Source organism: Lactococcus sp. dk101 (assembly GCF_009601055.1).
Classification (GTDB): domain Bacteria; phylum Bacillota; class Bacilli; order Lactobacillales; family Streptococcaceae; genus Lactococcus.
The window spans coordinates 22,012-47,653 of the sequence record NZ_WITI01000009.1 but is presented as its reverse complement, the minus strand read 5'-3'; the positions used below and the strand labels follow the sequence as shown (position 1 = coordinate 47,653).

The 25,642-nt window shown below is 37.6% G+C and carries 27 protein-coding genes; 1 reads left to right on the top strand and 26 read right to left on the bottom strand.

Annotated features, from left to right (window positions below; translation table 11 throughout):
* Positions 1–17: 17 nt before the first annotated feature.
* From GHI45_RS11575 to GHI45_RS07660, 16 genes are all read right to left on the bottom strand, one after another.
* Positions 18–74 carry a hypothetical protein gene (locus tag GHI45_RS11575; protein WP_228777601.1) on the bottom strand — a complete coding sequence of 19 codons (57 nt, stop codon included), beginning with the start codon at positions 72–74 and terminating at the stop codon, positions 18–20.
* 316 nt (positions 75–390) lie between these two features.
* Complete coding sequence (locus tag GHI45_RS07730; RefSeq protein WP_147780561.1) at positions 391–675, bottom strand: HU family DNA-binding protein; 285 nt, start codon at positions 673–675, stop codon at positions 391–393.
* Positions 676–823: 148 nt separating this feature from the next.
* Positions 824–1,858 carry a hypothetical protein gene (locus GHI45_RS07725; protein ID WP_147780562.1) on the bottom strand — a complete coding sequence of 345 codons (1,035 nt, stop codon included), beginning with the start codon at positions 1,856–1,858 and terminating at the stop codon, positions 824–826.
* Positions 1,859–1,977: 119 nt separating this feature from the next.
* Entirely contained in the window at positions 1,978–3,657 is a 1,680-nt protein-coding gene (locus GHI45_RS07720; RefSeq protein ID WP_147780563.1) for a relaxase/mobilization nuclease domain-containing protein, read from the bottom strand.
* Entirely contained in the window at positions 3,635–4,018 is a 384-nt protein-coding gene (gene mobC, locus GHI45_RS07715; protein WP_147780564.1) for a plasmid mobilization relaxosome protein MobC, read from the bottom strand. The genes GHI45_RS07720 and mobC overlap by 23 nt, the downstream gene beginning before the upstream one ends.
* 181 nt (positions 4,019–4,199) lie before the next feature.
* On the bottom strand, positions 4,200–4,460 hold the full coding sequence (locus GHI45_RS07710) for a hypothetical protein (RefSeq protein ID WP_147780565.1): 261 nt from the start codon (positions 4,458–4,460) through the stop codon (positions 4,200–4,202).
* Between the two features lie 66 nt (positions 4,461–4,526).
* Complete coding sequence (locus tag GHI45_RS07705) at positions 4,527–5,573, bottom strand: ArdC-like ssDNA-binding domain-containing protein (protein ID WP_147780566.1); 1,047 nt, start codon at positions 5,571–5,573, stop codon at positions 4,527–4,529.
* Between the two features lie 2 nt (positions 5,574–5,575).
* Positions 5,576–6,421, bottom strand: a complete 846-nt coding sequence (locus tag GHI45_RS07700) for a hypothetical protein (protein ID WP_147780567.1) — start codon at positions 6,419–6,421, stop codon at positions 5,576–5,578.
* A gap of 1 nt (position 6,422) precedes the next feature.
* Positions 6,423–7,607 (bottom strand): toprim domain-containing protein, encoded by a 1,185-nt coding sequence (locus GHI45_RS07695; protein ID WP_147780568.1) that lies wholly within the window; start codon positions 7,605–7,607, stop codon positions 6,423–6,425.
* Positions 7,608–7,640: 33 nt separating this feature from the next.
* The gene (locus GHI45_RS07690; protein WP_147780569.1) at positions 7,641–7,892 is read right to left on the bottom strand and encodes a hypothetical protein; all 252 of its coding nucleotides are present in this window, start codon (positions 7,890–7,892) and stop codon (positions 7,641–7,643) included.
* Between the two features lie 13 nt (positions 7,893–7,905).
* Entirely contained in the window at positions 7,906–8,277 is a 372-nt protein-coding gene (locus GHI45_RS07685) for a hypothetical protein (RefSeq protein WP_147780570.1), read from the bottom strand.
* Between the two features lie 11 nt (positions 8,278–8,288).
* Complete coding sequence (locus GHI45_RS07680) at positions 8,289–8,540, bottom strand: hypothetical protein (RefSeq protein WP_147780571.1); 252 nt, start codon at positions 8,538–8,540, stop codon at positions 8,289–8,291.
* Positions 8,537–10,414, bottom strand: a complete 1,878-nt coding sequence (locus GHI45_RS07675) for a VirD4-like conjugal transfer protein, CD1115 family (protein ID WP_147780572.1) — start codon at positions 10,412–10,414, stop codon at positions 8,537–8,539. Before GHI45_RS07675 ends, GHI45_RS07680 begins: the two co-directional genes overlap by 4 nt.
* The gene (locus tag GHI45_RS07670) at positions 10,411–10,914 is read right to left on the bottom strand and encodes a DUF3801 domain-containing protein (protein WP_147780573.1); all 504 of its coding nucleotides are present in this window, start codon (positions 10,912–10,914) and stop codon (positions 10,411–10,413) included. The genes GHI45_RS07675 and GHI45_RS07670 overlap by 4 nt, the downstream gene beginning before the upstream one ends.
* A gap of 9 nt (positions 10,915–10,923) precedes the next feature.
* Positions 10,924–12,198, bottom strand: a complete 1,275-nt coding sequence (locus tag GHI45_RS07665; protein ID WP_147780574.1) for a hypothetical protein — start codon at positions 12,196–12,198, stop codon at positions 10,924–10,926.
* Complete coding sequence (locus tag GHI45_RS07660) at positions 12,195–12,422, bottom strand: hypothetical protein (protein WP_147780575.1); 228 nt, start codon at positions 12,420–12,422, stop codon at positions 12,195–12,197. Before GHI45_RS07660 ends, GHI45_RS07665 begins: the two co-directional genes overlap by 4 nt.
* A gap of 87 nt (positions 12,423–12,509) precedes the next feature.
* On the opposite strand from GHI45_RS07660, the gene GHI45_RS07655 reads away from it, so the two are divergent.
* Positions 12,510–13,487: a hypothetical protein gene (locus tag GHI45_RS07655; RefSeq protein ID WP_147780576.1), complete on the top strand. Its 978-nt coding sequence runs from the start codon at positions 12,510–12,512 to the stop codon at positions 13,485–13,487.
* On the opposite strand, the gene GHI45_RS07650 is transcribed toward GHI45_RS07655, so the two are convergent.
* From GHI45_RS07650 to GHI45_RS07605, 10 genes are all read right to left on the bottom strand, one after another.
* Positions 13,480–13,893 (bottom strand): hypothetical protein, encoded by a 414-nt coding sequence (locus tag GHI45_RS07650; protein WP_147780577.1) that lies wholly within the window; start codon positions 13,891–13,893, stop codon positions 13,480–13,482. The two genes, GHI45_RS07655 and GHI45_RS07650, sit on opposite strands and share 8 nt — an antisense overlap.
* 10 nt (positions 13,894–13,903) lie before the next feature.
* Positions 13,904–14,230 (bottom strand): hypothetical protein, encoded by a 327-nt coding sequence (locus tag GHI45_RS07645; protein WP_147780578.1) that lies wholly within the window; start codon positions 14,228–14,230, stop codon positions 13,904–13,906.
* A gap of 13 nt (positions 14,231–14,243) precedes the next feature.
* Positions 14,244–14,903 (bottom strand): hypothetical protein, encoded by a 660-nt coding sequence (locus tag GHI45_RS07640; RefSeq protein ID WP_147780579.1) that lies wholly within the window; start codon positions 14,901–14,903, stop codon positions 14,244–14,246.
* A gap of 30 nt (positions 14,904–14,933) precedes the next feature.
* A complete protein-coding gene (locus GHI45_RS07635) occupies positions 14,934–17,534 on the bottom strand; it encodes a phage tail tip lysozyme (RefSeq protein WP_147780580.1) in 2,601 nt (866 codons plus the stop codon).
* Between the two features lie 11 nt (positions 17,535–17,545).
* Positions 17,546–19,906 (bottom strand): VirB4-like conjugal transfer ATPase, CD1110 family, encoded by a 2,361-nt coding sequence (locus tag GHI45_RS07630; protein ID WP_370450763.1) that lies wholly within the window; start codon positions 19,904–19,906, stop codon positions 17,546–17,548.
* The gene (locus GHI45_RS07625) at positions 19,854–20,216 is read right to left on the bottom strand and encodes a hypothetical protein (protein WP_147780582.1); all 363 of its coding nucleotides are present in this window, start codon (positions 20,214–20,216) and stop codon (positions 19,854–19,856) included. Before GHI45_RS07625 ends, GHI45_RS07630 begins: the two co-directional genes overlap by 53 nt.
* On the bottom strand, positions 20,217–20,996 hold the full coding sequence (locus GHI45_RS07620) for a hypothetical protein (RefSeq protein ID WP_147780583.1): 780 nt from the start codon (positions 20,994–20,996) through the stop codon (positions 20,217–20,219).
* Positions 20,997–21,008: 12 nt separating this feature from the next.
* Positions 21,009–21,236 (bottom strand): hypothetical protein, encoded by a 228-nt coding sequence (locus tag GHI45_RS07615; RefSeq protein WP_147780584.1) that lies wholly within the window; start codon positions 21,234–21,236, stop codon positions 21,009–21,011.
* A gap of 14 nt (positions 21,237–21,250) precedes the next feature.
* Positions 21,251–21,673: a hypothetical protein gene (locus tag GHI45_RS07610; protein ID WP_147780585.1), complete on the bottom strand. Its 423-nt coding sequence runs from the start codon at positions 21,671–21,673 to the stop codon at positions 21,251–21,253.
* Positions 21,674–21,771: 98 nt separating this feature from the next.
* On the bottom strand, positions 21,772–25,635 hold the full coding sequence (locus GHI45_RS07605) for an LPXTG cell wall anchor domain-containing protein (RefSeq protein ID WP_147780586.1): 3,864 nt from the start codon (positions 25,633–25,635) through the stop codon (positions 21,772–21,774).
* Positions 25,636–25,642 lie beyond the last annotated feature (7 nt).

The window sequence follows — 25,642 nt, the reverse complement described above, 5'->3', positions numbered from 1 at the left end:
ACTGCTAAGTTGAACGGTCATTTTTTGTTGTTCTTATCGTTAAGCAATAACACCAAGGTCGCAAATGCAATCACGAGTGAGAGTGCTTGATACACTGACAAACTTTTCGTCTTTCTGTTTTGTGAGGTTTGCTCACGACATAATCATAAGCATCACCTCCAGTTGGGCTACCGTTCATAAACTCTACTCAACTATTATAGCATAAGAAAAAACTGAATTTATTCCAATTTGTAAAGTAAGCGTTTTTATTATATAATGAATATCACATAGTTCCTCCGTTTTTAAGTTTTACTAGGTTCATACAGCGACTGAAACACGCTGCTACAAAACGAACTATGTTGTTTCAAAAAACGAGCCATCAGCTGTTAGATGGTTCGTTTTTATTTTACTTTACTTATTATTTTTTACTGCTTCTTTCAAAAGTTTTCCTGCCTTAAATGCAGGGACAGTTGCGGCCGCAATTTCAATCGCTTCTCCTGATTGAGGATTACGACCTGTACGTGCTTTGCGTTCCTTTGTTTCAAATACTCCAAAGCCAACCAATTGAGCTGATTCATGCTTTACAAGAACTTCTATAATTGATTCTGTTAATGCGTTGATTGCTTTTTCGCTTTTCTTTTGAGTCAATCCTGATTTTTCAGAGACTGAAGCAACAAGGTCTTTTTTATTTGCCATGGTGTTCTCCTTTAGCTGTAATGAGCTAAGTATATCACAATTTAAGCAAAAACAAGAATGGATTATGGCGATCGTTCTATTTATTTTTTTTGAAATCAAAATCATTTTTGCAAAGCGAAAAGTTCAATATTTAAAAGCTTTTACTCTTCTATCTTGAGCGATAATTTGTTTTGGTATTTTCACGGTTTTCTACAATTCTTTCAGTTCGGTTTTCCTGTTCTGCTTTTATCATCCGTTTTTCAAAAGCATTCGGTACTTTTTTTTGATCACGATACTGATGGATCATTTTATTTTTTTCTGCTTCTAAAAAAACGTCATCTACGGAAATCTCTCCACTCATTAAACGATTAACGGCATCCACATGCATGCGATCTGATTGTTGAATGCTGCTTAGGTTTTCCAAGTCTTTCCAAAGCATGCCAACTACTTCGTACTTTTGATTGATGGAATAAGAATAATATTTTATGCCTTCCGCACTTGTGGTCATGCGTGCAGAATCAATTTGAATAAAAGTATTTTCCAATATCGGACGAAAATCCTCAGGCAGTCCTTTCAAGCTCGATTCATTTTTCTTCTCCTGAGGCAGTTCTGTTTTTGAAACACCTTCCTTTTTATTTTCTTTTGTCTTTACTTCATTGTTGAACGCTTCATCACGCAATGCAGACGGTGAAAGATGTTGAGGACTTTGGTCATAAGCGCCTATTTTAATTGTTGCGTTTTCTAATGGAGAGGCTGCTTCTTGATTTTCCAAAGGGGGGCGTTCGATACTTAAACCTTGAATGTTTATTTCTAAACCTGTAAGCTTTTCAGAAAAGCGACTTAATTGAGAAGCCATATTTGTTATGAAAGAGTCAATGTGCAATGTGGTGAGTGATAATTTAAGGGCATACTTGCTTTTTATTTTTGATGTTTCAATTAAGCGTTTAACAAAGCGAGAAAGAGTTTCTTTGAGTTTTATTTGTTCCTGGTGATTTTCTTTTAAGGAACTTTTTAATTCTTCTGAAGGAGAGATTTGTCCATGTTGGAGTCCTTCAAATTTTTGAAGAATCTTTTCATGTTTTTGCTCTAATTTTTGATATCGATTAACTAATTCCGCAATTTGTTGGGCTTGTTTTTCGTTTAATGCCTTGGCTTGATTTAAATTAAGCAAGGCTTGCTCTAATTGTTCATTTTCTGTATTCATTTTTATTTTCCTTTACGTTTAAATAGTGAAATGTGTATCCCAAAAACGATCGTCTGAAAAAAGAGATAGCGATTATTTTGGGAATTGAATTGAATTGAATTGATTCATTATAAAAAGCCTTAGAGTGATTTGTGTTTTATTTCTTCAGCTTTTTCCTGCTTGTCTTGTCCAACCTTCTTGATGCCATTATAAAGGTTAAAGTCTTCAATCGTGTCATCCAGTTTCTTTTTCAAGAGCTGTCGTCCGACTTTCTCAGATTGAATTTCCAAACGCACATCCTCAAAGCGAAGGTCAGGTTTAACGTTCATCTTTTGTAATTCCATTTTAGCTGAATTCACTTCTGTTTCGTTCTCAGATTTTAAAGCAATTAAGTGCTTGCTGATTTGAGAAAGTTCCAAAAGCTTTTTGTCAATCTTGTCAAGACTAAGTTGTGCTTCATCGACTGCCATAAGTAATTTGTCTTCCAAGTTTTTCAACTGAGAGTGGTCCGTCACGTCATGTTCTGCTAAAAAGTTTATTGCATCCACAAGGTCATTGATGGTGCTAATGATGGGTTCTTTTTTGATTGGCACAGTGCCATTGTAGGATGAAAGTTGGCGCATGAGTGTCCGTCCGTCCATGTACCTGCTTCTCTCTGAGTCCTTCTCGTTCATGAAATAAAAGAAATCACTTTTCTTTAAATAAAGGTCAAAACTTCCATCTTCTAGCTTGTCCATTTTGTAAGCACCGATAAATAATTGACCGTGATTGGCAATCCCAAAATCCACATTGACATAATATCCTTTGTTAGTGGCATGATGAATTTGCCAGGCATCCAATTTTACTTTATAATCATAATCCATTTTTTGGTCATCTGTTTTTTCAATGTAATGCTCGACCACATCATCGACTGAAAATGGTGTTTTGTTTTTAGAAACTCTTTCTTTAATGCGATTAAAATTGTAGCGCTCAGGATCTTTTTTAGATAAACTTCTTGACCTGGTGTTTTTAACTTGCGGTTGGTCTGTCAGTTTATAGGTTGCCCACTTTCCTGAAAAATCAACTGACAATTCAAGGGCTTTTGCCTTTTCTAAAAAATCATTCATACTTGAAGAATGTTCGATTAAAAAGTCCAACCGTTGCTTAATTTTATTTTTATAGAGTGTTTCAGTCTGCCACATGGTATATTTTTTATGTGAACCTGCAGGAGATTTCTCAATAATTTTTGCCCCTAGTTGTGAAGCATATTTATCAGAAATTTGTTCTAATTGTCGTTTGGTGTTTCTTTGCCAACGAAAGGCATTGCCAGTAATTAAATTGGTTGAATTGAAGACAATGTGGTTATGAATATGTTCCTTATCAACGTGAGTAGCAATGACAAATTCATGGTTGCCACCTGTTAATTCTAGGACTGTTTTCCTTCCAATTTCATGAATTTCCTCAGGAGTTAAATTGTCATCAGGGGAGAAGGATTGAATCAGATGATGTGCCAGTGTTGCATTATTTTCTTCAAAAGCATGTGAATCTAATTTTAATTTTTCGTCCTGATCTGTCAAAGTTAAATCTTTTCCTTTTGATAATAAGGCAACTTGTTTTGTCCAAAGAAATTCTTCATTGGCATGATAAATATCTGAAATTTGATAGCCTGAAACCAGTTGCTGTTCAATCGTTTTGTCGCCATTGATGATGTATGGAAAGAGTGAATCCAAATGCTCATTTTCCTTTAAAGTCGTTACCGTTTTTGTTGCATTTTCGACATAACCAACTGCGGTGTTCATGTGTTTGATTGACCTGACATTAAGATGTTTCGTGTAAACCATTGTGAATTCCCTTCCTATTTTTTTTCATTTCTTGATTGATTTTTGTTCTTACCATATCCTTCACTTCTTGAATTTGATTTTGTAAGTCAAGAATATCTTCTTTGGAGATTTCATCAAATTGATTGGCTAGTCTTACAACCTGGTTAATATTATTTCCAATGGCAGACACTTGTTTATTGAGCGTAAAGAGTTCCGAGTAGTCGGTTGTTTTAATTTCCCCTTGAATGAGTAAAGTCCGTGCAAAGTTTTGAAAATTATTAAAGGGACTGGCTTCAATTTTCTTCTTGATGTACTCATTTTCTTGTTCATTAAGTCGGACTTTTCTTTCAATCGGTCTGTTCAATTTATATTTATTTTCCATAATTTCTCATCCACGCTTTCTAAAAACCTTCAAATCTCAAAGAGGGGGGAAACGAAATTTTTTCTTTTGCGAGCAGAGCAACATGTCCCCATGTTGCGATATTTAAGTTCCATTTAAGCTAAAAATCAGCTTAAATGGAGACTTAATTTGTGGGGTTTCCCCACTCCCCTTTTCTATTTTTTTAAATTCCTTGCGCCATTTCTTCCATCAAATTTTCAAATTCTGCTTCTCTTAATTGACGAACACTTCTCAATAATTCATGATAAGGTTCGAGGTCAATTTCAATTTCTTTCTTCTCCATTTCTGAAATAAAATTGCCAATTTCTTTAACCATTATGAACTTTCCAATGTTAAATTGTTCTTCATCAATGATGCAGGGTTCTTTAGAAAAATCTTCCGCAAGGAATTCAATAAGCATCAGTTTCATTTCTTCTCTAGTCATTTGTTGTACCTTCTTTTTCTATTTGTTTGCTTTTATCCGACCGTCTTTTATTTCTTCCCCTCTCTCTTATCGGTGGTTCATTTGAGGAGAGGGCTGCCCTTTTAAAGATGCGTTTTCCGTTTCTTCCTTGTCACTTGTACGTTCTGATTTTCTAGGAAGAATTTCTTTTTTTGTTTCGAGTGCTTGAAGTCTTTCTTCAAATTTATTCTTTGGTTTGGTCAAGGCTTTATCAGAAATACGAGCAAACGTTTCATCAATTTTTGTATTTAGTTCCGTGGCTGTTTTTGTAATTGTCTTTAAAGATTCTTCAAAATCATCAATGGTTTTTCCACCTTGAGTCCAGGAAGCAAGATAGCCAAATGAATAATCTGAGGAGTCAATTCCTAGATGATTTGACACCACATAAGCGACAGATTCTGCTTCAAATTCTTGTCTTTGGTAGTCTCTATCTCCGAACACGGCAGATGAATTTGAATGAAGCATAGCGTGTGTTATTTCATGGATCATTGTCTTAACCGTTTGAAGTTGTCCCATGTTTGCTTGAATGACAATGTTGTTTTCAATCACATCATAATAGCCGTGAGCAGTGCCGTTAATGTTATCCATAAGGACTGGCACAGGAGAAACTTTCATGAAAGTGCGATACAAATTCACGAAGGTATCTTTGTCCTCAAAGTCGCCTTTGACCGCGTACACTTGTTGGGGGAGTAACTCAGGATGTTCGACACTTTGGTCTGTAAAAACAGGCACTAATTTGAAGTAAGTTTTTGTTTCTGCTTCCCCTTTTTCATCTTTAATGACCTTGCCATTTTTATCTTTGACTTTATAAGTTGAGGGGGCATAAATGTAAACTGCTTTACTTCCTTTTTTTACAGAAGTTGCTAAGTCTTTCCATTTTTTGAAGGATGCGACATGATGTGCATCAGGAGCTTGTGATTCAATCAATCTGACATTTCCGTAAGAATACTTTGGAAATTTTGAGCAGAATTTAAGAAATTCTTTTAGTGTATCTGACTTTAAATAATTTTTAACGCCTTCTTTCAGGTGTTCGTTTAAAGCTTTTGTGTCTTTGTCTTTGATCATCTGATTGATTGTTTTTTTATTTTCTTCCATTATTATTTTCCTCTCTTTAAACTGGATTGTTGAAATTGTGAAAGTGTTTCTGACTTTTCTTCCCCACTAGAGACTTCAACCAGGCAGGTTTTAAATCGTTCGCTAATCGCTCCATCAATTGAATTAGAGTAATCAAAGTCTTTGCCATCAAGTTGGATCACTATACCACGTTCATCCCATTCTTCAAGTAGAGTGTCAAAGGAATCAATCTCGTTGTTATAGTCAGTTAAATAATAATCTCTGTCCTTATCGAGAATTTCCATTTCATCAAGAGCTTGAGTTGTCTCTTCAATTTGAACAGCGAGTCGATGCGTAAGATAAGCAAGTTCACTATCGCTCATGTCTTGTAAATCAAAATTTTCAAGGGCTTTTTCTTCAAAAAGAGAAGCGTGTTTATATTTTTTTCCGTAAAATTCTAAAGAATGATTGACTTTCAAATTTTGAAGTTCTGTCGCATCAACTTTACCATTGACAACTTGAATTAAAGCATTATTAAAGCGCAAAGATGTCGAATCATCTTCGAAAGCATCTTCATAAAAATCAGAGGAGTATACGTTTAAATTTATTCCTCTATCTTCAAGTTCAAACTTTAAGGTATAGAAAGTAATTTCTTCATTTTCCCTTTCTTTAAAAATATAGTTGCGGTGCGAAAAGGACGAATCTAACTCATCTAATTCTATCGATGTACGATGGATGTCCCAAATGGTATAGTGAACAAGATAAACAATTTCCTTAATGTCCATTTTTTTTAAATCAAGTTTTTCTAGGTCCTTTGTTCCATATAATGAAATGTTGTGATATTTTTGATGTAGACGATCAAATAATTGACTTTGTTTTTGATTCTTCATTTTATCTCCTTGCTACGATATGATTTTCTGAAATATTTTCAGTTTGCCTTTCATTAACTTTTGTGTTCGCTGCTCGACAGTTTTCTGCTTTGAAAAGCCGTTCCTCAAATATGTTTTTTGGTCTGCCCTGTTCATTTTTAAGTTTGATGAGCATATCGTTCCAGTCGGACTTTTCTTGACCTGCTTTTAATTTTGCTAAGTGAGGAAAGACCTTAATTTTTGAAATGTTAAAGTTATCGATGAATTTATGACCAGCTTTATCATTATCAACCGCAAGAATTATTTTCACTTGTTCTAAGGGTTCAACTGTCTTTTCGATAGTATCTAAAAATTTAAGCTTCTTATCTTCACTTGCCTGAGAACCTGCCAAGTCCGCAAGCAAAAGAGAAATAGAACTCTTTTTTAATCCATTCATGGCAAAAAGGTAAGCATCGCCAATGTCATTTTCAAATATTTCAGAGTAAGCCATCATGTCCATCGGTGCTTCAAAAGCGATGATTTTAAGAGGGTTTTCTTGTGTTGCTTTGTCAAAGGAAGGGGGATTCCCATGTGTGTAGAGACAACCAAAATGTCCATCTCCCATTGTTTTCTTCATCCGACCACGTTCAGGATATAACCCTCTATCTTCATTGATGCCTTGAAGGGCAATTCCTTTAATTTTTTCATCTAGGCTTTTACTTTTGAACACAATGGTTGGTTCATATTGAGTTGCTCCATAGTCTTTAAAATTAGTTTCTGCAACTAATCCTTGTGCCACAAATTTTTGAACAGTAGAAGGTGCTATCCTTCTTTTATCATTGAAAAAATCGTACATCTCAGATGTATTTTTATTTTCACGAAGTCGATAGATAAAGGGGGTTTTAACAACCTTCACTTCACTTGCGTGTTTAATTTCTTGATTGGTCAAGTAATCAACGGCTTCTCTAAACCCACACTCTAAAATTGTACGCACGAGTTGGATGGTATTGCCACCCAACCCTTGTGCGTTCCAGTAAAAATAGTTTTGATTAGGACGAATAACCAAACTACTATGTTCTTTCCATCGATAGTCTTGCCCTATCTTCTCTAAAGCCATACCGAGCTTCTGAGCCACATCCACAATACTTTTGGATTGTGCTTCCACAAGAAGTTGTTCACGTTCTTGATGACTTCTCTGCGCCCTTACAGGCGGACGATTATAATCCATAATGTTCCTTTCCTAAATATTCAGTGTTTCAACCTATCTTTTCTTTCCCATTGTTTGTTCCTGACCAAATCCTATGAAGGGTTCACTGGTTTCTGCCATTTGAAGCCGTTCTTCAAATTGGTTTTTTGGAAGCCGAGGGTTTGTTTCGGTGTGAATCCATCCATTTTTGTGGGCAATTTCTTGCCCACGCTTGTCTGCTTCAAACAGGTCTGTTGCCATGATTGAATAATTTTCCCTAACTCCTTGTTCATTAAAAAATACCAAATCAAATGTTTCTATTCTCATACGTTCTCCTCTCTCATGGAATCAATGTAGCATTGCCGAACCATTTCTTCGCTTCCTCATTACGTGGCTTTAAATTAAATTTGTCGCCGTCTTTTTCGATAGAATAGAGAAGCGCACCATCGGAATTAAGATTTTTAGGGGTAAAAGTAATGACTTTATTCCCTGACTTTTCTTCAATTTTGTAGGTATAAACCTCTAACGTGCCAAAAGATTTTAATTTCATCGTGTCTTCACTAAAACTTGCATCTGATGCAATGCCGTCATCAAGCTCTGAACTTAATGTCCATGTATTTCCCTGTAATTGGTTTGAATAACTGCTTCCACAGCCAGTGAGAACTGTTAAGAAACTGATTGATACAACTAAAAGTAATAATTTTTTAACCATTTTTATTCAACCTATCTTTTCTTTCCCTTTGTTTGTTCTTGACTAAAATCTAGGGAATTAGACTTACTCTCTGCTTTTTGAAGGCGCTCTTCAAATTTATTTTTGGGTGCTAGATAAGTTGAAGAAACGTAAGTCCACCCTTCAAGGTTGGCAATTATTTTTCCTCTTTCATCTGCCTTGCTGATGTCTTCATTTAAAAGTGTGTAGTGATGTTCTTTCCCTGATTTATCAATGAATTTTAAATCATATTTACCAAATGTCATGCTTTATTCTCCTTTATTGTTCCGTGTTCGATTAGTATTGCTTTGCCTTCATTGACTTGATTTAATATGGAATCTTCCTCAGTAATGATGATGCGGTAGTTAAACCAGTTTTCATCTGATGGACTTCGTGCAAGCAGATGTGCTTTAGGATGGTTAAAAGCATAATACTTTTGGTCTTTATAAACGTGTTCTCGTGTGATAAAAACAAGGCACTCGTCCCCATCAAGTTTGCCAATTTCGGCTTCTGTGAGGAGTTCACGACCTAATTTTTGTTTATTTTCTGAGCCGTTAGTTTTACCATTTGAGCCATTGGACTGACTATAATTCCGAATGGTCAAGGTTTGTTTTCCCTCACGACCTGAGAGAAATTTTCGAGTTTCAACTTCATCTCCACCCAAGAATAGTAAGGTGGCACAGTTATTGACAATGCCTGCCCATCCTCGTTGATACATGGTCTTTAACTGGTCAAGTGATTGAAGAATGATGGTAAAGGACATCTCACGCTTTCTAAAAGTCGCAAGCGCCTTATCAAAGTTAGGGATTTTACCAATATTGGCAAACTCATCAATCAAAAATCGGACATGAAGCAGTTTCTTATTGTCGGGCAGTTGAAGGAGACCTTTACGTACCTGGTCTGACTTTAATCTCAAGTTTTCCATGACCGTTGATAAAAAAATGGAAGCGATGAAGTTATAGGTAGAGTTTGTTTCAGGAATAGCAATAAAGACGGCTGTTTTTTCTTCGTTCCAGGAATCAATATCCATTGTGTCTTCTTCGACAATTTCTCTTACCTGTTCATGGTCAAAGACGGAATAACGAGCATTGGCAGTCGCAAGGACACTTGTTCGAGTGTCTGACTTAAAGCCATCATTAAATAATTGCCATTGACGGCAAGCATAATTATTGGGATGCTTTTCGTTTAATTCTGAGAACCATTCTTCGACTGGACTCGGTTTTTTCGGATTTTTACGCTCAACGTGCCTTAACATATCCGCAACCATACCTAAGTTTGGTGTATAGCCATTGTCTTTTCCGTCAAACCATAGAAAGGCAAGTAATGCACGTAAAAGAAGAGCTTCTGCTTGAATCCAAATGTCTTCTCCTTTTTGGTCGCCTTTTTTTGTTCCTTCTGTGATGGCTTCGAGGACACGGTCAATGTCTAATTCCGTTCTGATATAGTTAAATACGTTGAAATGATCAGTGTTTGATAAGGTATTCAAATCTAAGATTTTGATTTTATATTTTTCCTCAATTAGAAGATGTCCTAACTCATAAACAATCCCACCGTCTGGGTCAGTGACGATAAAAGAAGCGTTCGTCTGCATCAAATTTGTTTTTACATAAGCCAGTGTTTTAGAAGCCCCTGTGTCACCAATGACGATGACGTTTTTATTCTTTTGAAGTTTCTGAGGCAGGCGCTCATTGAAAAGACCAATTTCAACGTGTTGGCTAATGATCATGTTATTTGATTCCTCTTTGTCACGATACTTCATCATTTCCTGTAAAGTTGCAAAACGAGCCGAACCATGTTCTTCTTGTTCACGGTAGACACCTTTGTCGTTTTTATAAATATAGCCAAACAAAGCAAGAAGAAAGAACATCATGCCAAAACCTAAACTCCAAAGGTTAAGCTCAAAAAAATTTAAGAGATAGGTTTGAATATAGCTGTCTAGGTTATGCGTAGACAAGTACGCTTGCTTTTGAATAAAGTCCTTACCAGGTAATTTCATAAAGAAATTGGCTAAGACAATGCCAATAGGAAACAAAACCAACCCTAAAATAAAATAAGGCTTGAATTTCTTCTTGTAGGGTTGCCAGGCATCTTGCGCCAAACGTTCTTCTTTTTGTTTTTGCTTGATGTCGTCTTCGTTCATTTACGGCTCACACCCCCTTTTTCAAGGATTTCTTCGACCTGTTGGCTTGTGTCTTGAGAGAGATGCTTTTCAACTGTTTCAAGCCGTTCTTTGAAGGATATTTTTGAAGGATCTTTCAAAACTTTATTGGCAAAGGCATTCGGCTCGTTTGTAATGCTTGTAAAGACACGTTCTAGAGCGGTTTTTGCCAATTCACTGTCTTTTGTTTTGAAATAGACATTTGTCCCTTCGCTTGTTTCTTTAAAAGCAAAAGGAAGCCCTTGTTCTTTTAAGGCTTCCTTCACTTTGTTAAGGTCTACTTTTTGATTCAAGAATTGTGAAGTTACCTTGTCTTTACTGTTTAAGAGCTTGTAAAGTCCTGTTTCCCCTTTTAAAGGGAATTGATGCTCAAGCAGGGCATTTAACTTATCTGACGACAGTTGACTCAGACATTGAAGCAAACTTCTTAAAGTGGCAGTTCCTTGAATGTAAAATTTATCGAAAATCTCTTTTTGTTCCATGTGGTCTCCTTAACGTAAGCCAACGACTGCTCTTAGTGGGGCTTTGGTGTCGTGGAATTCAATGTCCTTGATGACTTGGTTATGTGCGGTATTAAAGCCAGTCAAGGCATCTTTCATGCTTGTTTTAAGTCCGTCATTGACTTCTTTTTGACGGATTTTTAATTCTTCAGCTTTGGCTTGATAGATCCGTTCCAATTGCTTGGTTTGGCGCTCTCTTTCAGCTTCAATATCAGAAGCAAGTTTTTCTTTTGAAGTTTGTGTTGCTTCTTCAATTTGTTCTTTTTCTGATTGACTGAACTGTGTATCAAGTGAGGCGAGTTTTTCTTTGTGACGGTTATTTTCTTCTGTCACAAGTTGATCTTTTTCTTGTTTGAGACTTGTTTTAATGTTTTCAAGTGTCACTTCAAGCGAAAGACTTGATTTTGCGGTCAATTCTTCTTCAATCTTGTCTCGCTTATCAAGCAATTTCATGTCTTCATCAATTTGGTTCTTTTCAGAAGAAACAAAACGGTCAAGCTGTTTTTTCATTTCTGCTTTTGCGGTCGCAATCACATCTTGAATGTCATCGTCAGAAGGAGTAACTGTTATCAATTCATCATCAATGATGGTGTTAGTATCATCATTTGAACTTTGTTCGTGTATGACTTCTTCAGGACTTTCTTTAGAACGAGTCGGAGCAGGTGCTTGTTCTTTTTGTTCAAGCAAAGCTTTAAGACGATTGATTTCATCTTCTTTTTCTGCCACGACACTGGCGACAGTATCTGCGACGATACTGGCAACCTCTTCACGTGTGAGGACTTCAGGTGCTGTTTCAGGCGATTGTTCAACAGGTGGGGCAACTTTTTCAGCGGTTTCTTCAAGCGCTGTACTTGGTTCGCTGTCCGCTTCTACGGCTTCATCGTCGAAACGTTCTACCACTTGAACAAAGGCAGGGTTAGCTTCTGCTTTGACCTTGTTTTCTTCTTGTGGCATGATTACTGGTGCTTTTGCTTCGAGTTTAAAATCAAGGGGCTTACGTGTATGGAAGTCATATAGAAGTGCATCGAAGTCCGTGTCTTCTGCCATTGGAAAATCTAAACGCATGGCATACAAGCGTGTGTCTTTCTTTTTGGTAGACAGGTACTTTTCCGCAAGTAAATGTCCGCTTTCTCCTGATGTGATGAACCGTTCATTTAATTCAATGACGGCATTGATGAGTTGATCAGCGCCTTCTACTTCTAATGGTTCGATGTTTTCCAGTTCTGTAATTTCAATATGGAATGTTTTTTTGTTAAAAAAGTTCATGAGTGGTCTCCTTCTGCTTTAATGTCTGAAATGAGTGATTTAAATTCGTCAAAAGTGAGTCCACTTTGAATCAGGCTTTCTGAGATGTACTGTGATTCCAACAGCTTCACTTCTTCCTCTTTTGTCTTAATGAGGGCTTGTTGCTTGGTTACGAGTGCTTTTGCCTTTTCGATTTCAGCTTCTGCTCTCATTTTCTTTTTTTCGATGTCGGTTAATTTTGTCATGACGACTCCTTTATTGATAGTTACGTTTTATGAAAACGTTTTTATGGTAAAATAGATGTAAAAATTGGTGATAAATGAGGTGATTTGATGAGTTATACTTACGAGAAAGTTTATGTTAATGATGCTTATCCATCAGTGACTGCAAAGCAGGCTAATGAAAATTTCGATGAAGGTAATCCTGGATTTACTAGGGAAACTAAGTTCTTTTGTAATAAGAATTGTAGTGCTGAAATTTCTTGTGCAAACTATACAGTAGATTTTAAAGATGATCGGAACAAAAATAAGAGAGCTCCTTATTTTGTAAACCGTAAACAAAATCCCCATGATAAAAATTGTAGTCGTTGGGAGTTGCTCCGAGAACGTAGAAGGGGACAACGAAAGCAACAAACTTTTTATAACCAAGAAGGTAACAAATATGTTATTGAGTTTTTACCTGGAGAAGGTTTGTTGCCTAGTGTTTCTATTCCTACGCATACAACTACAAATGAAGCTGGCTCGACTGCTAATCTTTCCAATTCAACAAAAACGAAATCTAGTTCTTCCCTATCACCACAAAATAGAACGAAACATCTTCATGATCTAAAAGAAATTATTGACCTTTTTGAAGAGTATCAAGATGGAAATAAATATATCGAGCTATTCGATAAGAATAGAGAAAAGATAAAATTTAGTGATATATTTGAAGAAATAGCCTGGGGCAAAGGTAAATCAACAAATGTATCAAATCTTTCAAAAATTTATTACGGCCAAGCGCATGCTTCAAATAAAGATGGATACATTGTCGTAACATTTTCAGGACCCATATCCCTGGGAATACACAAAGCTTTTGTCCAATTTAATATTTATGAAAATGATTGTAATAACAATGGTATGGAAGAATTTTATAAGCTTTTATCTCAGCTGGCAAACGATTTTGATAGTGACAAATTTAAACGTGAAAGTTACTTTACTTTATACTATGAAGGAACATTTACCATTAATGAAACAAAATATAAGACATTCATCAACATCAATCAACCTGAATTCAAATTCATCCTAGACCATATTCATGTCACACCTAATTAAAATTTAATAGTGGGTTTAAAGACTTAAAAATTTCTTTGACTGCCTCATCATGAACCAGTGGGTGAATACCTAACTCTTCAATTCTTTCCTCCCCAGAGCTATAAATTTCCAGCCAATTTGAATACAATTGGAAGAATAATAGGCGTGTTGATTTTTCCGTATACCACTCTTTTTCCTGAAGAAATGTGAAAATATCTTCAGGATTTTTTATTACAATTAGAAAAAAGTTTTCATCCGCAATCACGAGAAAGATTTTACATATGGAGTAATGTCCAGGATTTGTGTCAAACGGAACGTTTCCTGCACCAACCTCAGTGAATCGTCCTAAATTGGTAAATCCTTCTATTTCCAATGGATGAACATCGTTAGTTGTTGGCTCTAATTTAATAAATTTTATTTCTTTCATACTTTCTCTCCTATTCCTTTGAGGACGCATCTTCAAGACTCAATTCTGAACTGTAAGAGAGCTTGACTTGTTTCCAATTCTTTTGTTCGATGAATAGTTCAAAAATTTCCTTTGAAAAGAAATCATCAAACGACTTTCCATATTTGAGAATAAATGGATTTTCCGTTGTTTCCCAAATTACAAAACTATCAGGGAAGTAAAACACACTTCCATGACTTGGCATTTTTTCTGCTTTCAAATGCTCATCCAAAACTTTCCAAGAGAATTCCTCAGGGAAAGTCTCACTTAATTTGCCATCTTTAACATTGAGTACATTAACTTCTAATTCAATTTTCATGAGAATTCCTTTCTTATTTGCTTTCTTTTGGAGTTGATGAAGCTGTCGTTTGACTTGATGAAGTGCTTGAAGACGAGCTTGCAGTGTAATCATCTGAGCCTAGAATGGATTCTGTCGCAGACTCTGAGCCTGTTTTAAGCACCATTGACTCAATATCATTGACCAGATATTGATCTCCTGATTTTGTAAAGCTCAAACGGATGGTGTCTGAGTTTGCCTGGTCAATCACTGCCCCAACAGTTGAATTTAATTGTGAAAGCTGTGTATTGGTGTAAGTGACTACACAGATGGCAACCATATTCTTTTCATCGATATAATTGGTAGATTCTTTGAAAACTTGGTCAATCACATAGCCTTTATAGGCTTGATTGACTGGTAAATTTTCATCAGCTTGAGCTTCTTTAAACATTGCTTCTGTCATTAAAGGTTTATAGCGATTGCTGTTTTCTCCCAAGTCTTTTTTAGTGTAATAGGCAAGGAGAAAGCCGTTGACTGCCTTGTCTGACAGTTTTGTTTCTTGCTTCACTGTTTTGACTTGAGGAGTTTTTGTGCTTGCCTGTTTTGATATTTTGCCTGCTGTAAAGCTACCAAAGACCACAATAATGAGAACAAGCAAGGCAAGAAGGGCGAAACCTGCTTTTTTTATGAGATTTAATTTTTTTTGATTATACATTTGATTTCAGTCGTCTGACTTCCTTTCTAGTTAGTTGAAATGAATAAAGGTCATGCCTGCTTGTGGGGTAACCACTCGCCAATTCATAGAATAAAGCCCTTTCCAGTTCATTTCTGAGACAACGAACGTACCGTCCGCATTAACGAATTCCACAACCGCAACGTGTCCATACTGGTTATTGGCAACCGTAACACCTGGAAGGAAACTTACCGCATCCCCAACTTTTGGTGTTGAAGAAGCAGTCGCTCCAGGTGTCATCCGATAGTTTGTTCCCCATTGTCCGCCGTTACCCATGTAGGCATAGATATGATGTCCGAGTTGCGCTTCACGGTTATAAACGTACCAGGTACAATTGCCTAGTGCATAACCATTGCCTGCCCAACCTTGACCTTTACCCATTTCTTTTAAAGTAGGCAAAGGTTTGATTTTATCCTTGTACTTGTTATAGACTTCTTGGCTTGTGACACTGCCCATGTTTTGACTGTTATTCGTGAAGTAGTTGTACCAGTTTTGTGCAGATTGAACACGAGCCGACAACTTGTTTCCTGGATTACCTTCCCAATAATTAAGGAAATATTCCGTTAATTGAGGAACGCTTGAACCAACAATGTTTCCTGCGGTGTTTTTAAAAATGGTACGGCTGCCTGGTGAGTCACCATTCAAGATGAAGTCTAATTGCAGTTCTAAGTCATACCATTTCTTATTTTTGGCTTTGGCATAGTCACGTAAGGCTGTTTGTCTGCGTGAACCGTCTGCCGTATCTGTCCACTGTCCAAGTCCTAAACCACGATGAAGAATGTTTGGATATTTTCCGTTGTAGATTTCTTGTCCGCCCATGTTTAACCAGGCATCATCATCCCAACTTGAACCACTTGCCCCAACAGGTGGGTTAAGATAGTCCCCTTCTGCGGTTTTAGGATTGATGGATGACTCAATTTCCCAATTGCCTAAAATGGCTGAAATGCCTTCTCTGTGATAGCCTAATTTGGTAAGGATGTCATAGATTTTTTGAGCATTTTTTGCCATGTCTGAATCAGGATTAAAGTTGCTTAAGCCAATCGAGGTAAACTGCGTATAAGCCACCTTTGGAAAGTAAAAACCAGGATTGACAAATTCCCAAGACCGACTGTCCTCGTTGTATTTCTCGTAACTGATGCTTAAGGTGCTTCCAGTTGCTGTTCCTAGAAGGGCATTTGTTTTAACGTTATCTCCTTCTTTAAAGCGAGATGTCGTAATGCCTGAGACCGTTAAGCGTGCATCCCCTTTTTCAGTAATGACCAATTTGTCTTTTCCGACACTAACCTTCCCTTCCATTGGAGAAGTAATGTTTTGCCCTTGACTCACGCTTGTTTCAATGCTTGTATGGAGCTTGAGTTCTTCTCCATTTCGTTCATAACCAAACCTGCGGTTAATGGTTAAGACTTCTGTCGCAAAGGGAAATTCTAATTTTCCGTCCAAGCTGTCATAGCCAATTTCTGAAACGAGTTCTTGCATTTCCTCATAGTTATCTGTTGGGATGTAATACTTGGAATTAGAATCGGTCTCTAGTGCTTCCATTGTCTTTAGGTCATAATCAGGCGCACTGCCATTTAAAGCTGTCCACAAGCCTGTCGCATACTGTTTGAAGTTTTGATTGGCAAGTGAAGAGGTACTTTGTCCTTGAGGGACAATGGAGTCAATATCATAGTCCTCAAATTCATGGTTCATGTAAAACATGACTTCGTCCAAAGAAGTATAAAAACTATTGGTGGTATTGGTCTCTTGTGCATCAAGTTCCGTGAAGTAAGTCCAGGACTTGGTTAATTGGAAATCGTCCTGCTTGATAGGGGCAGATGACGAAGCAGTTAAAGCCCCCATCACAATGAAGAGAATCATCGAGATAAGGATGACAATCCATGTAATAGGGTTAGAAACTACAATGGCGACTGCTTTCGTAAGTTTTACTTTTCCTGTAAAAACTTGTTTTAAAGCTTCGACTCCCTTTTCGGCATCCTTACGTTTTTTGTAGGCTTGAAGACGGTTCTTGAAGTTTCTAGCTTTTTGTCGTGCCTGATTTTTTAAAGTCAGTTCTTCAGGGGTTCGGACAAAACCACGTTTTCGGATGAGATTATAGCTTCGATTGGTTAAGCCATAACCATGTCTCACAATATTCTTTGAAGCAAGCGCAGAAGCTTTGACCACATCACTGGTCATTTTCGTTTTGATTCTTGCCCCTTGAAGCTTGTGATATTGTTCTAAACCATCTGAAAGCACATCGTCTTGAGCCAGTGCTTTTTGAGCTTCTTGCGTTAGATTTTTCTTTGCCGATATTTTTGCCCCTGACTTCATCTTGTTTTTAAGGGCTTTAGGATCTCTTTTCTTTGCTTTTTTGTAGGTAAATTTGGCTTGTTGGGCTTCTTTTTTTGAAAGTTTTAATTTCGCACGAGCCTTTGACAAGTCTTTAACCTTAACGTTCCCCCCTTCTTTTTTAAGTTTTTTGAGTGAGGTCTTATGGATATAAGCATCACGCTTTTTTTCCATGTATTCTGCTTTACTTGCGATTTTTGCCCCATGTTTACTGCCTGATTTTTCCTCAAGTTCTGAAAGATGCACCTTTGCTTCTTTCTTTGAGGATGTTTTCTTAATATCCATTTTCCCCCTTTCTACGCATCGGTATTCATGAGTTCAAAGAGCTGAGTGTCATGTGGAATTGGATTTTCAAAAGGTACAACTGTCCCACCTGCATAGATTAAACCTGTCCCTTTCGGAATCCGCTCATTGGCATATTTTTCAAGTTCAGGTGTCAAAGTCAAAACAGTTTTCAAATGTTTTAAATCTACTGCTTTTTGTCGAAGAAGAACGATAAACTCACTGTTTGAAATCATCTTCTCCCCTGCTGAAACATCTAAAAGTGTTGAAATGTTTTGAGTAATCCCTGTTGGAATTGCCCCATATTTACGAACACGCGACCACAACTTCATGAACCAAGAGGCATTTTCTTCGGTGTCAAAATTTAGTTGCAATTCGTCAAACCAAAGCCATGTGGTTTGTTTGCCTTGCGCACTAACGACCTGTTTCCAAATTTGATCTAAGATGACCTTCATGGCAAAAGGCTTCATGCGTTCATCGAGGGCTTTGATATTGAAGATGATGAATTTTGCACTGAGGTCAATATTGGTTTCGTGAGCAAAAATGTTTTGTGAGCCTTTTGTGTATGGTTCTAAATTAAGAGACAGGCTTTTTGCGACTGCTTCAGGTTGTTCATCTAAAACTTGATGCCACTCTACTAAGGTTGGTGTTTTATCGCTATTTTCAAAGCGTTCATAAGTTAAGCGAGTCACACGGTCAACGATACTGGCATCCGCATCTGAAAATTCCTTCAAGACTGACTCGAATAAGCTTGCGAGCAAGTTCGACTTTTCTTTGACCAGGTCTTCTTGTTGGTCTTCTTTATCAAGCAGTGAAACATCTGCCATATCAAGAATATTGAGATGGTTTTTTGTTTTAGTTGAAATATCGAGAATTTGAGCGCCAAACACTTCGCCAATAGGAAGGTATTCACTCTCAGGATCGACAATGATCATACGGTCGTTATTATTTTTCAAAAGGTTAGAAATCATGTTCCATTTTGCGGTCATCCCTTTTCCTGAACCTGATGAACCTAGGATAAGCCCTGATGGAGTAATCAAATCTTTCTTACGGTCAATGGTAATCAAGTTATGACTCATTTGATTTTGTCCGTAATATTGACCTGTTTCGCTTTGAAGTTCCACGTTATTAAAGGGAATTTGAGTTGCCACATTGGCAGTGGTCATGTCACGCATATAAGCCATTTCCACATCCAAATAAGGTTTTCCAATAGGTAACATGGTATTAAGGGCTTCTTCTTGCATTTTATAAACGTCATCAAAGTGAACCTGTTCAGTTAAAGCAATGTCCTTAATGTCCTTAATTGCTTCGTCTAAGGCATCTTTGCTTTCTTCTACAACCATAACCGCAAAGATGCCTGAGAAGAGCTGTGCGCCATCTTGAAAGGCATCAAAGAGCTGTTTCGTCGTTTTCTTAATGTCAATTGCCAAGTCAGACACGCTGTCATCAGGAATTCCTTTTTTAAAGTTTTCCTTTTGTTGTTTAACAATGTCTGCACTGTTTAAAACTTGCTTGTTTTGAATGTCTTTTTTGGCTTGTACCATGTCGTAAGGTTTGGCATGAATACTAATCATCAGTTCATGACCTGATTCGCACAAGTTAGTGATGAGTCGGTCTTCCAGTTGATGTGGATATTCACGGATATAGATAACTTTTCCAAAATGGTTATCCATTTTGAAGTAGTCTTCAAAGAATTCCAAACGGTTTGGAGCAATAAAAGCTTTCTCACTCAAGCCTGAAATTTGAATGTCGTTATAAGTGACACGAACCTTCTTTTGTGGTCTTAAAATACCATTCAAGAGATGAAGTCGTTCCATATAGCCCAATGGCTTAATAGAAAGATTGGCATCACTGTCATTGAAGCGTTTTTCAAAGTTCGTTGCTAGATTTTTCAACTGTCGATTGGCTTGATCAGGACTACTGGCTTGTGTACTAAAAGTCGCATATTTCACTGTTTTGAAGTTTTTTTGGTCATGCAGGAAGTGGTCTGTGATAATCTGATTGACTTCCTCGCGGTAAACATCATTGGCATCATTTTGATAGTCCACTAAGAAGCTTTTCAAGGCACTAGAATGAATCCGTTGATTGAAGACCGTCAACTGATAGCGTGAGTTTTTATCAATCGAGTTGAGGGCTTCTTCATAACCTGAGATGATATTGACTTTTTCTTCATCTGAGTAAATGTCATAGTCAATATTGCCTAGTTCATAGGTTTTTGAATACTCATCATCCACCAAGTGAATGATGCCATTTGGTGTCATTTCTGTGAAGTTCAACGTATTTGTTGTGGTAGATGCCATATTAACCAGGCGCTCACGTTTTTTATTTTTTAGGTCTGCTTGTTTTTTCTTGTTTGTTCTTCTTAATAAATTCACTGGAATCATATCTCCTTATCTTTTCATTGACCAAGTAACGGTCTTGATATTTCAAAAAGAAATCTAAGTCCTTCTTGAAACTTTCCCATTTCCCAAAAGCAACCAAAACAGGTGGTGTTATGAGGATTAAAGCCGTTAGAATGGATGCAATCCAAAACCAAATGCCTTCCACAAAAAACACTTCTACACCAATTAAAACGATGCCTGGAATGATTTGTACAATCATTTTTAATTGCTTTTTATTGATGCCCCAACGGTAAGTTGGTTCAAATTTTGATAAATCTTTATTAAATTCTGAGTAAATACCCATTTATACCCCCATCCAACGTTTGACCATGTTCTGAGAACCAATCAAAAGTATAATAAATATGACTGACTTTGCGATGACGATAAACAAAGCCAATACATTTTCTACAAATGTTCCACTTGCGACTAAATCAAACATATCGTTTGAAATGAGTGCAGGGTAGAGTTTTAAAATGAGGACAAGTAAGAAGCCCTGGAATATCAAAGCGACAAAGCCCCTAATAAAGTTCGTGGCAACGTTCTTCCACTCATCACTCACGTAAGCACTCAAGAGAATAGGTGCAACACCTTTATAAATATAAAGGGTAAAGAAACGTAGAAAGACTAAGATTTTAGCAACAATGGTAGATGCCCAAATGAAGAAATAAGCAATCATTTGCATGCCATATATCAAGCCCTTTTGAAGGAAGTTCAATTCCCCTTTAATCTCAGGAATCACTGTTTCAGGAGAACTATTAGTGGTTACTGTTTTATCAATCAACCATCCAATCGCACTATTTAACCACACAATCGCATCAATGATTTGACCACTCATCATGACCAAAGCAAAGGCAATAAAATATTTCAAGCCCACAAGGATGAATAAATTGATATTCATTTTTCCTTGTTCTTGGGCAAACATTCGATTAGTGTTTGCGAGTTCCATATACATTAAGGTTGCGAGAATCACTAAAGCGACTGGAATTAAGGCTTTAGATACCGCATCTGTTAAAGCATAAACTGTGGGATTATAATCTTTTAGACTCGATAGAATTTGATTGATCGTTGATGATTCAACTTTCATTCTATTTCCCTTCTAAAATTTAATGTTTTGGATGGCTGCGATAATCGCCGCCGTTACCCCTGCGGAAATGCCAGCCATAATCCCACCTGAGACCATTGACTCGACACCTTCATCAACTTTATTTCCGTTACCGTTTTTCCGACCTGTAAAGAAGTTCATTGCGCCTGTCAAGACGGAGAACAAACCAATAACCGCAAAAACACCACCTACAACACCAACTAATTTTGTTAAAACATCCATTTTTTCTTTTCTCCTTAATCTTCTGTGTAACCTTGTTCATCAAGGTATTCTTCTTCTTGTAAAAAACTTGTTATAGCAGGTTTTACTTCCCCTTGCCAGTCATCTTCTTCAACCAGGATATAAACTGCTTTTTCTTTAAGGAAGTCTGCGGTTTTTTGGTTGTAATCAAAGTCCATATCAGGAATTTCTTCCCCATTGTCTTCGATTGAAGCGAGGATGCAATTCATGTTGTTTTCAGTGTAGGGAGTGTCAAAGACTAAATGATAATAGCCGATTTGTCCCTCATCGCCTGCGATTTGAAGCACCAGTTTCTTCTTTTTTGTTTTTGTCTTTTCAAGATACACATTCTTGATTACTGCTTCGTATGAACCTGGTTCAAAGCTAATTTTCTTTTCTTTTTTTTGCCCACTGCTTGTAGGTCTTGCATATTTTGGCATGAATTCTCCTTTTTTAATTTTGTTTAAAAAGTTCTTACAGTTTTAATTCCCCAATAAGGGTAATCTTTATTTTGATGATTATGCATCATTTTCCTTTCTTATTTTTTGAGTTTACGATGCCATTTGCGATAAGCCATCATGACTTTATCTTTGTTTAAAAAGGCATAAAAGAGACCTGACAAACCAATGAGGATTACACCATAAATGGCATAAAGTCCTGTGTTATTTTCGCCAGTTTTTGGTAAAACTGACTCTATAAGTGTTGGTACTTTTCCAAACCACTTGTCCTTGTCCCCAACTTTTTTGCCTGATGTTACACCAATACCAGTGACTGAAATTTCATCCGAGTGGAGTGTGTTTGTAGGCAAAGCTCCTAGCGTGCCAGTCCCTTGAATACTTTCTTTTGGTTGAAGCACAAGGAACGTACCATCCGCATTGATGAATTGACCGTCTTTATTCAAGCTAATTGCTTTATCCTTATAAGTCCAAGTGATTTTGCTTACATCAACACTTCCGTCAGTTGTTTTATCAACTGGGGCGACTTTTGTTAAGGCTTCTGAACCATTATTAGTGATCAAAAATTTAATGGTAGTAGACTTTCCACTTGCAACAGAGTAAGCTGTGGCACTAGTGTCGTGGTCATTCTTACCTGCGTTGTTGTCTTTATCGGTATTGTTGCCGTTTCCGACTGAACCAAATTCATCATTTGTTTTTTCAACGTCGATACTTGGTTTTGGTGTTTTTCCGTACCACTTGTCGTGGTCTTTGACTTCTTTTTGGGAAGTTACTCCAATACCTGTAACTGTCGCATCATCTGCGTGTAAGCTGTCAATCGCTCCAAGCGTTCCCTCTGCAGTAATGCTTTCGCCTTGTTTGAGGACAACCAGTTTGCCATCTTCCGTAGTCAACTGACCTTCACTGTTGACTTTCAGTTTTGTTTCGCCGAAAGCAAACGTAATGCCTTTCACATCCACTTTACCGACCGTTGTTTTATCAACCACCTTAATTTTGGTTAAATCTTCAGAGCCATTGTTTGTAATTCTAAAGAAGATTTTAGTTGGCTGACCTGCTTTCACATCAAAGGCAGTTGACTCAGTGTCATGGTCATTGACACCAATGTTATTGTCTTTGTCTTGGTTATTGCCATTGCCTGCGTTGGGAATAGAGTCGTTAGCTTTTTCAATGTCGATGCTAGGTTTGGTTGGTTCTTTTGGTGTTTCGTTATCCGTGAATGTTCCAAGATTGAGTTTAATCATTGACACGTTGCCATCGACTAACTTGCTTGCATCAATTTCATGGCTAGAAATCAACTGACCGCTTTCTTTCCAACGGAATGTAATCACGTACTTATCAGGCGCACCATCAAGGGTTACCTTATTCATTTCAATCAAAATATCATCGACTGCTTTAGTGCCTTCAGGGACTACGGTTTGGTGCATGGTGTAGTTCCCAATCGCAACGTTTGAGAATGAACCTTGTCCGTCTGAAGTATAACCGTCCGCATCTACTGTTGAACCAGTAACGGTTGTATCATTGGCATTGTCATACTCCGTATTGATTGCTTTAGTACCATCGTCTGTTGGTTTCAGTTCAAACTTCGCACCATTTTCTTTGGTCAATGAACCGTCATGACCAAGAGCCTTAAGGAAACGGAAACTGAACCGCAGTACGTTATTTTCTGTGTTGTGGTTAACATCAATGACTTTGGTTTCATCATCCGTTTTCATAACGATAAACGGATATTCAGTGGTATCACGTGTGTAGCCGTAAGGGGCTTGAGTTTCTTTGCGGTAGTAATAACCTTCAGGCAAGTTTTTCACTTGAATTTGACGCTTATCATCTACTCGTAAGGTCAACGCATCTTTTTCAGTCGCAAGTTTATTTGTAACAACTGTCCCTTTTAGAACTTCGATAGGGTTCTTTTCAAATCCGTCTGAAAGCAAAACAATGTCGTCTTTATGATGAATGACTTCGCCCTTAGCATTGGTTACATCTTTGGCATAATAGATAGACCAGTCAGAACCGCTCAGAGTTGCGTTCCCTTGCGTTTCAGTGTTCTTGGTATCTTGGTCATTCTTTTGCAATTCAAAGTCGCCTGTGACCTCTGTATTCGTTCCTGAGACATTTTCCCAGTCGATTGTTTGGTCTGCGCCTTGATAGGTAAATTCAACCGTCTTATCTTCAAAAGTATTTGCAAAACCATCTGAAGAAGTGATTTCCTTAACTGTGTAGGTTTGACCGATAACCAGTGGGCTAGCAGTTGGATCATCTGTAGAACTTGCGATACCTTTTTCATCTGTCGTGATTGTTTGAAGAACGTTACCGTCTTTATCTGAAATAGTAAAGACATTGCCTTTAAGTGTGTAAAGGCTGTTCAACATATCAACACCCGACCAAAGTCCAGTTTTAGCGATTTTCACTCCGCCCACCTGCTTGTTATCTGTGAAATTAGCTGTCGCAATACCTGTCGTGCCACCAACAATAGTAGATGAGATTGGGTCATTAACGAGCTTACCTTCCGCATTGGTATGACCTAGCGTGTAAGGTTCAGGGACAGAAGTTTCAACATCTTTAACGATAAAACCGATTGGCACGTAATCTTTAATATAAATTGTTCCGTCTTTACCAGTGGTTAGGTTTTTAGCAACACCATTTTTAAAGACTGCTTTGTTTCCTGTGTCCTTGCCATTGGCATCTAAAATAGGGAAGGAACCGTTAAAGTCGGTTGCGACCGTTTTACCATCTGCCTTGTAGACCGTTTCATCAAAAGTGACACCTGCGATAGCACCAGAGCCTTGATTTTCATGTTGCTTGGTTTGTGTCTTGACAATTTTATGAGACCCTTTAAGGTTCAACTGGAAGTTGAGTTTACCGAATAGGTTAGCAACTATATCGTAGTGCGTACCTTCGTTTGGATCACCTAGCCCTGCTTGGTCGGTAAAGTTGACACCAATAGAGTTCCATTGTTTTATGGCAATGTAAGAACCTTTATTAAGGTTTTTGCCATCTGAAACGGTTGTACCTGCACCATTAAATGAAAGCCCCTCACCGTTGATAGATAGGGAAGTATCATTTGAAACAATGACTCCATAAAGTCCTTCCTTACCTACATTGGCAAGTTGATAACCATCTATATCGGACACCTTCATTGCCATAATGGTCTGGTCGTTTGGCAACGCTTCGCCAGTGTCATGGTTACGCAAAGTGACTGTGTACTGTACGTTGTCCATCCAACCCAAGTTTGCCCCAACAACCGTTGACCCATCTCCTCCTGATGAACCACCCTCGCTTGAACCACCTGAAGATGTTCCGCCGGATTGGATTGGTGTCACTCCGAGCGAGAGGGTGGAACCTTGATTTTTAGCAGAGAAAATAACGCCTGCATTACTTGCAGGACTAACAAGATTTACACCATTGATTGTGACCTGTAAATCTACATTAATCGTCTTATCAGTTTCTAAATCCTTGACTGTACCGACATTAACAATTCGGACTGCACCAGTACCATCAATTGGCAACTGAACACCTAAGTCATTGCCATTAAAGCCATCGACGTATAGTGATTTTGGATTTCCGTTGACATCTGAGAAAATCGTATTGCCTTTAGAGTCAACCCACGAACTTAGGGGCTGTATCGTACCACTTGAAGCGTTAGCTAGACTAGTATTAGCTCCCCACTGAATATCTTGAACCAAATAGCGTGGTTGATTGGAAATCTCTCGTGTAATCGAGTCTACCGTATTTTGAAAGGCAGTTGATGATGTGTCGTTGTTGCTTGCTTTGATAACAGGAATCGTGCCATTAATTTTGCCAAATAAACTGTCGCCTGCCGATAACTCAAGAGCTTTGGCATGGAGCGGAGTTTGATTTGACAAATAAAGGACACCACCTGTCGCACCAATCATAAGTGCAAGGGCAGTACCACAAGCAAAGAGGTGTTTGTGTTTTCCATTTTTCTTCATGAAAAAT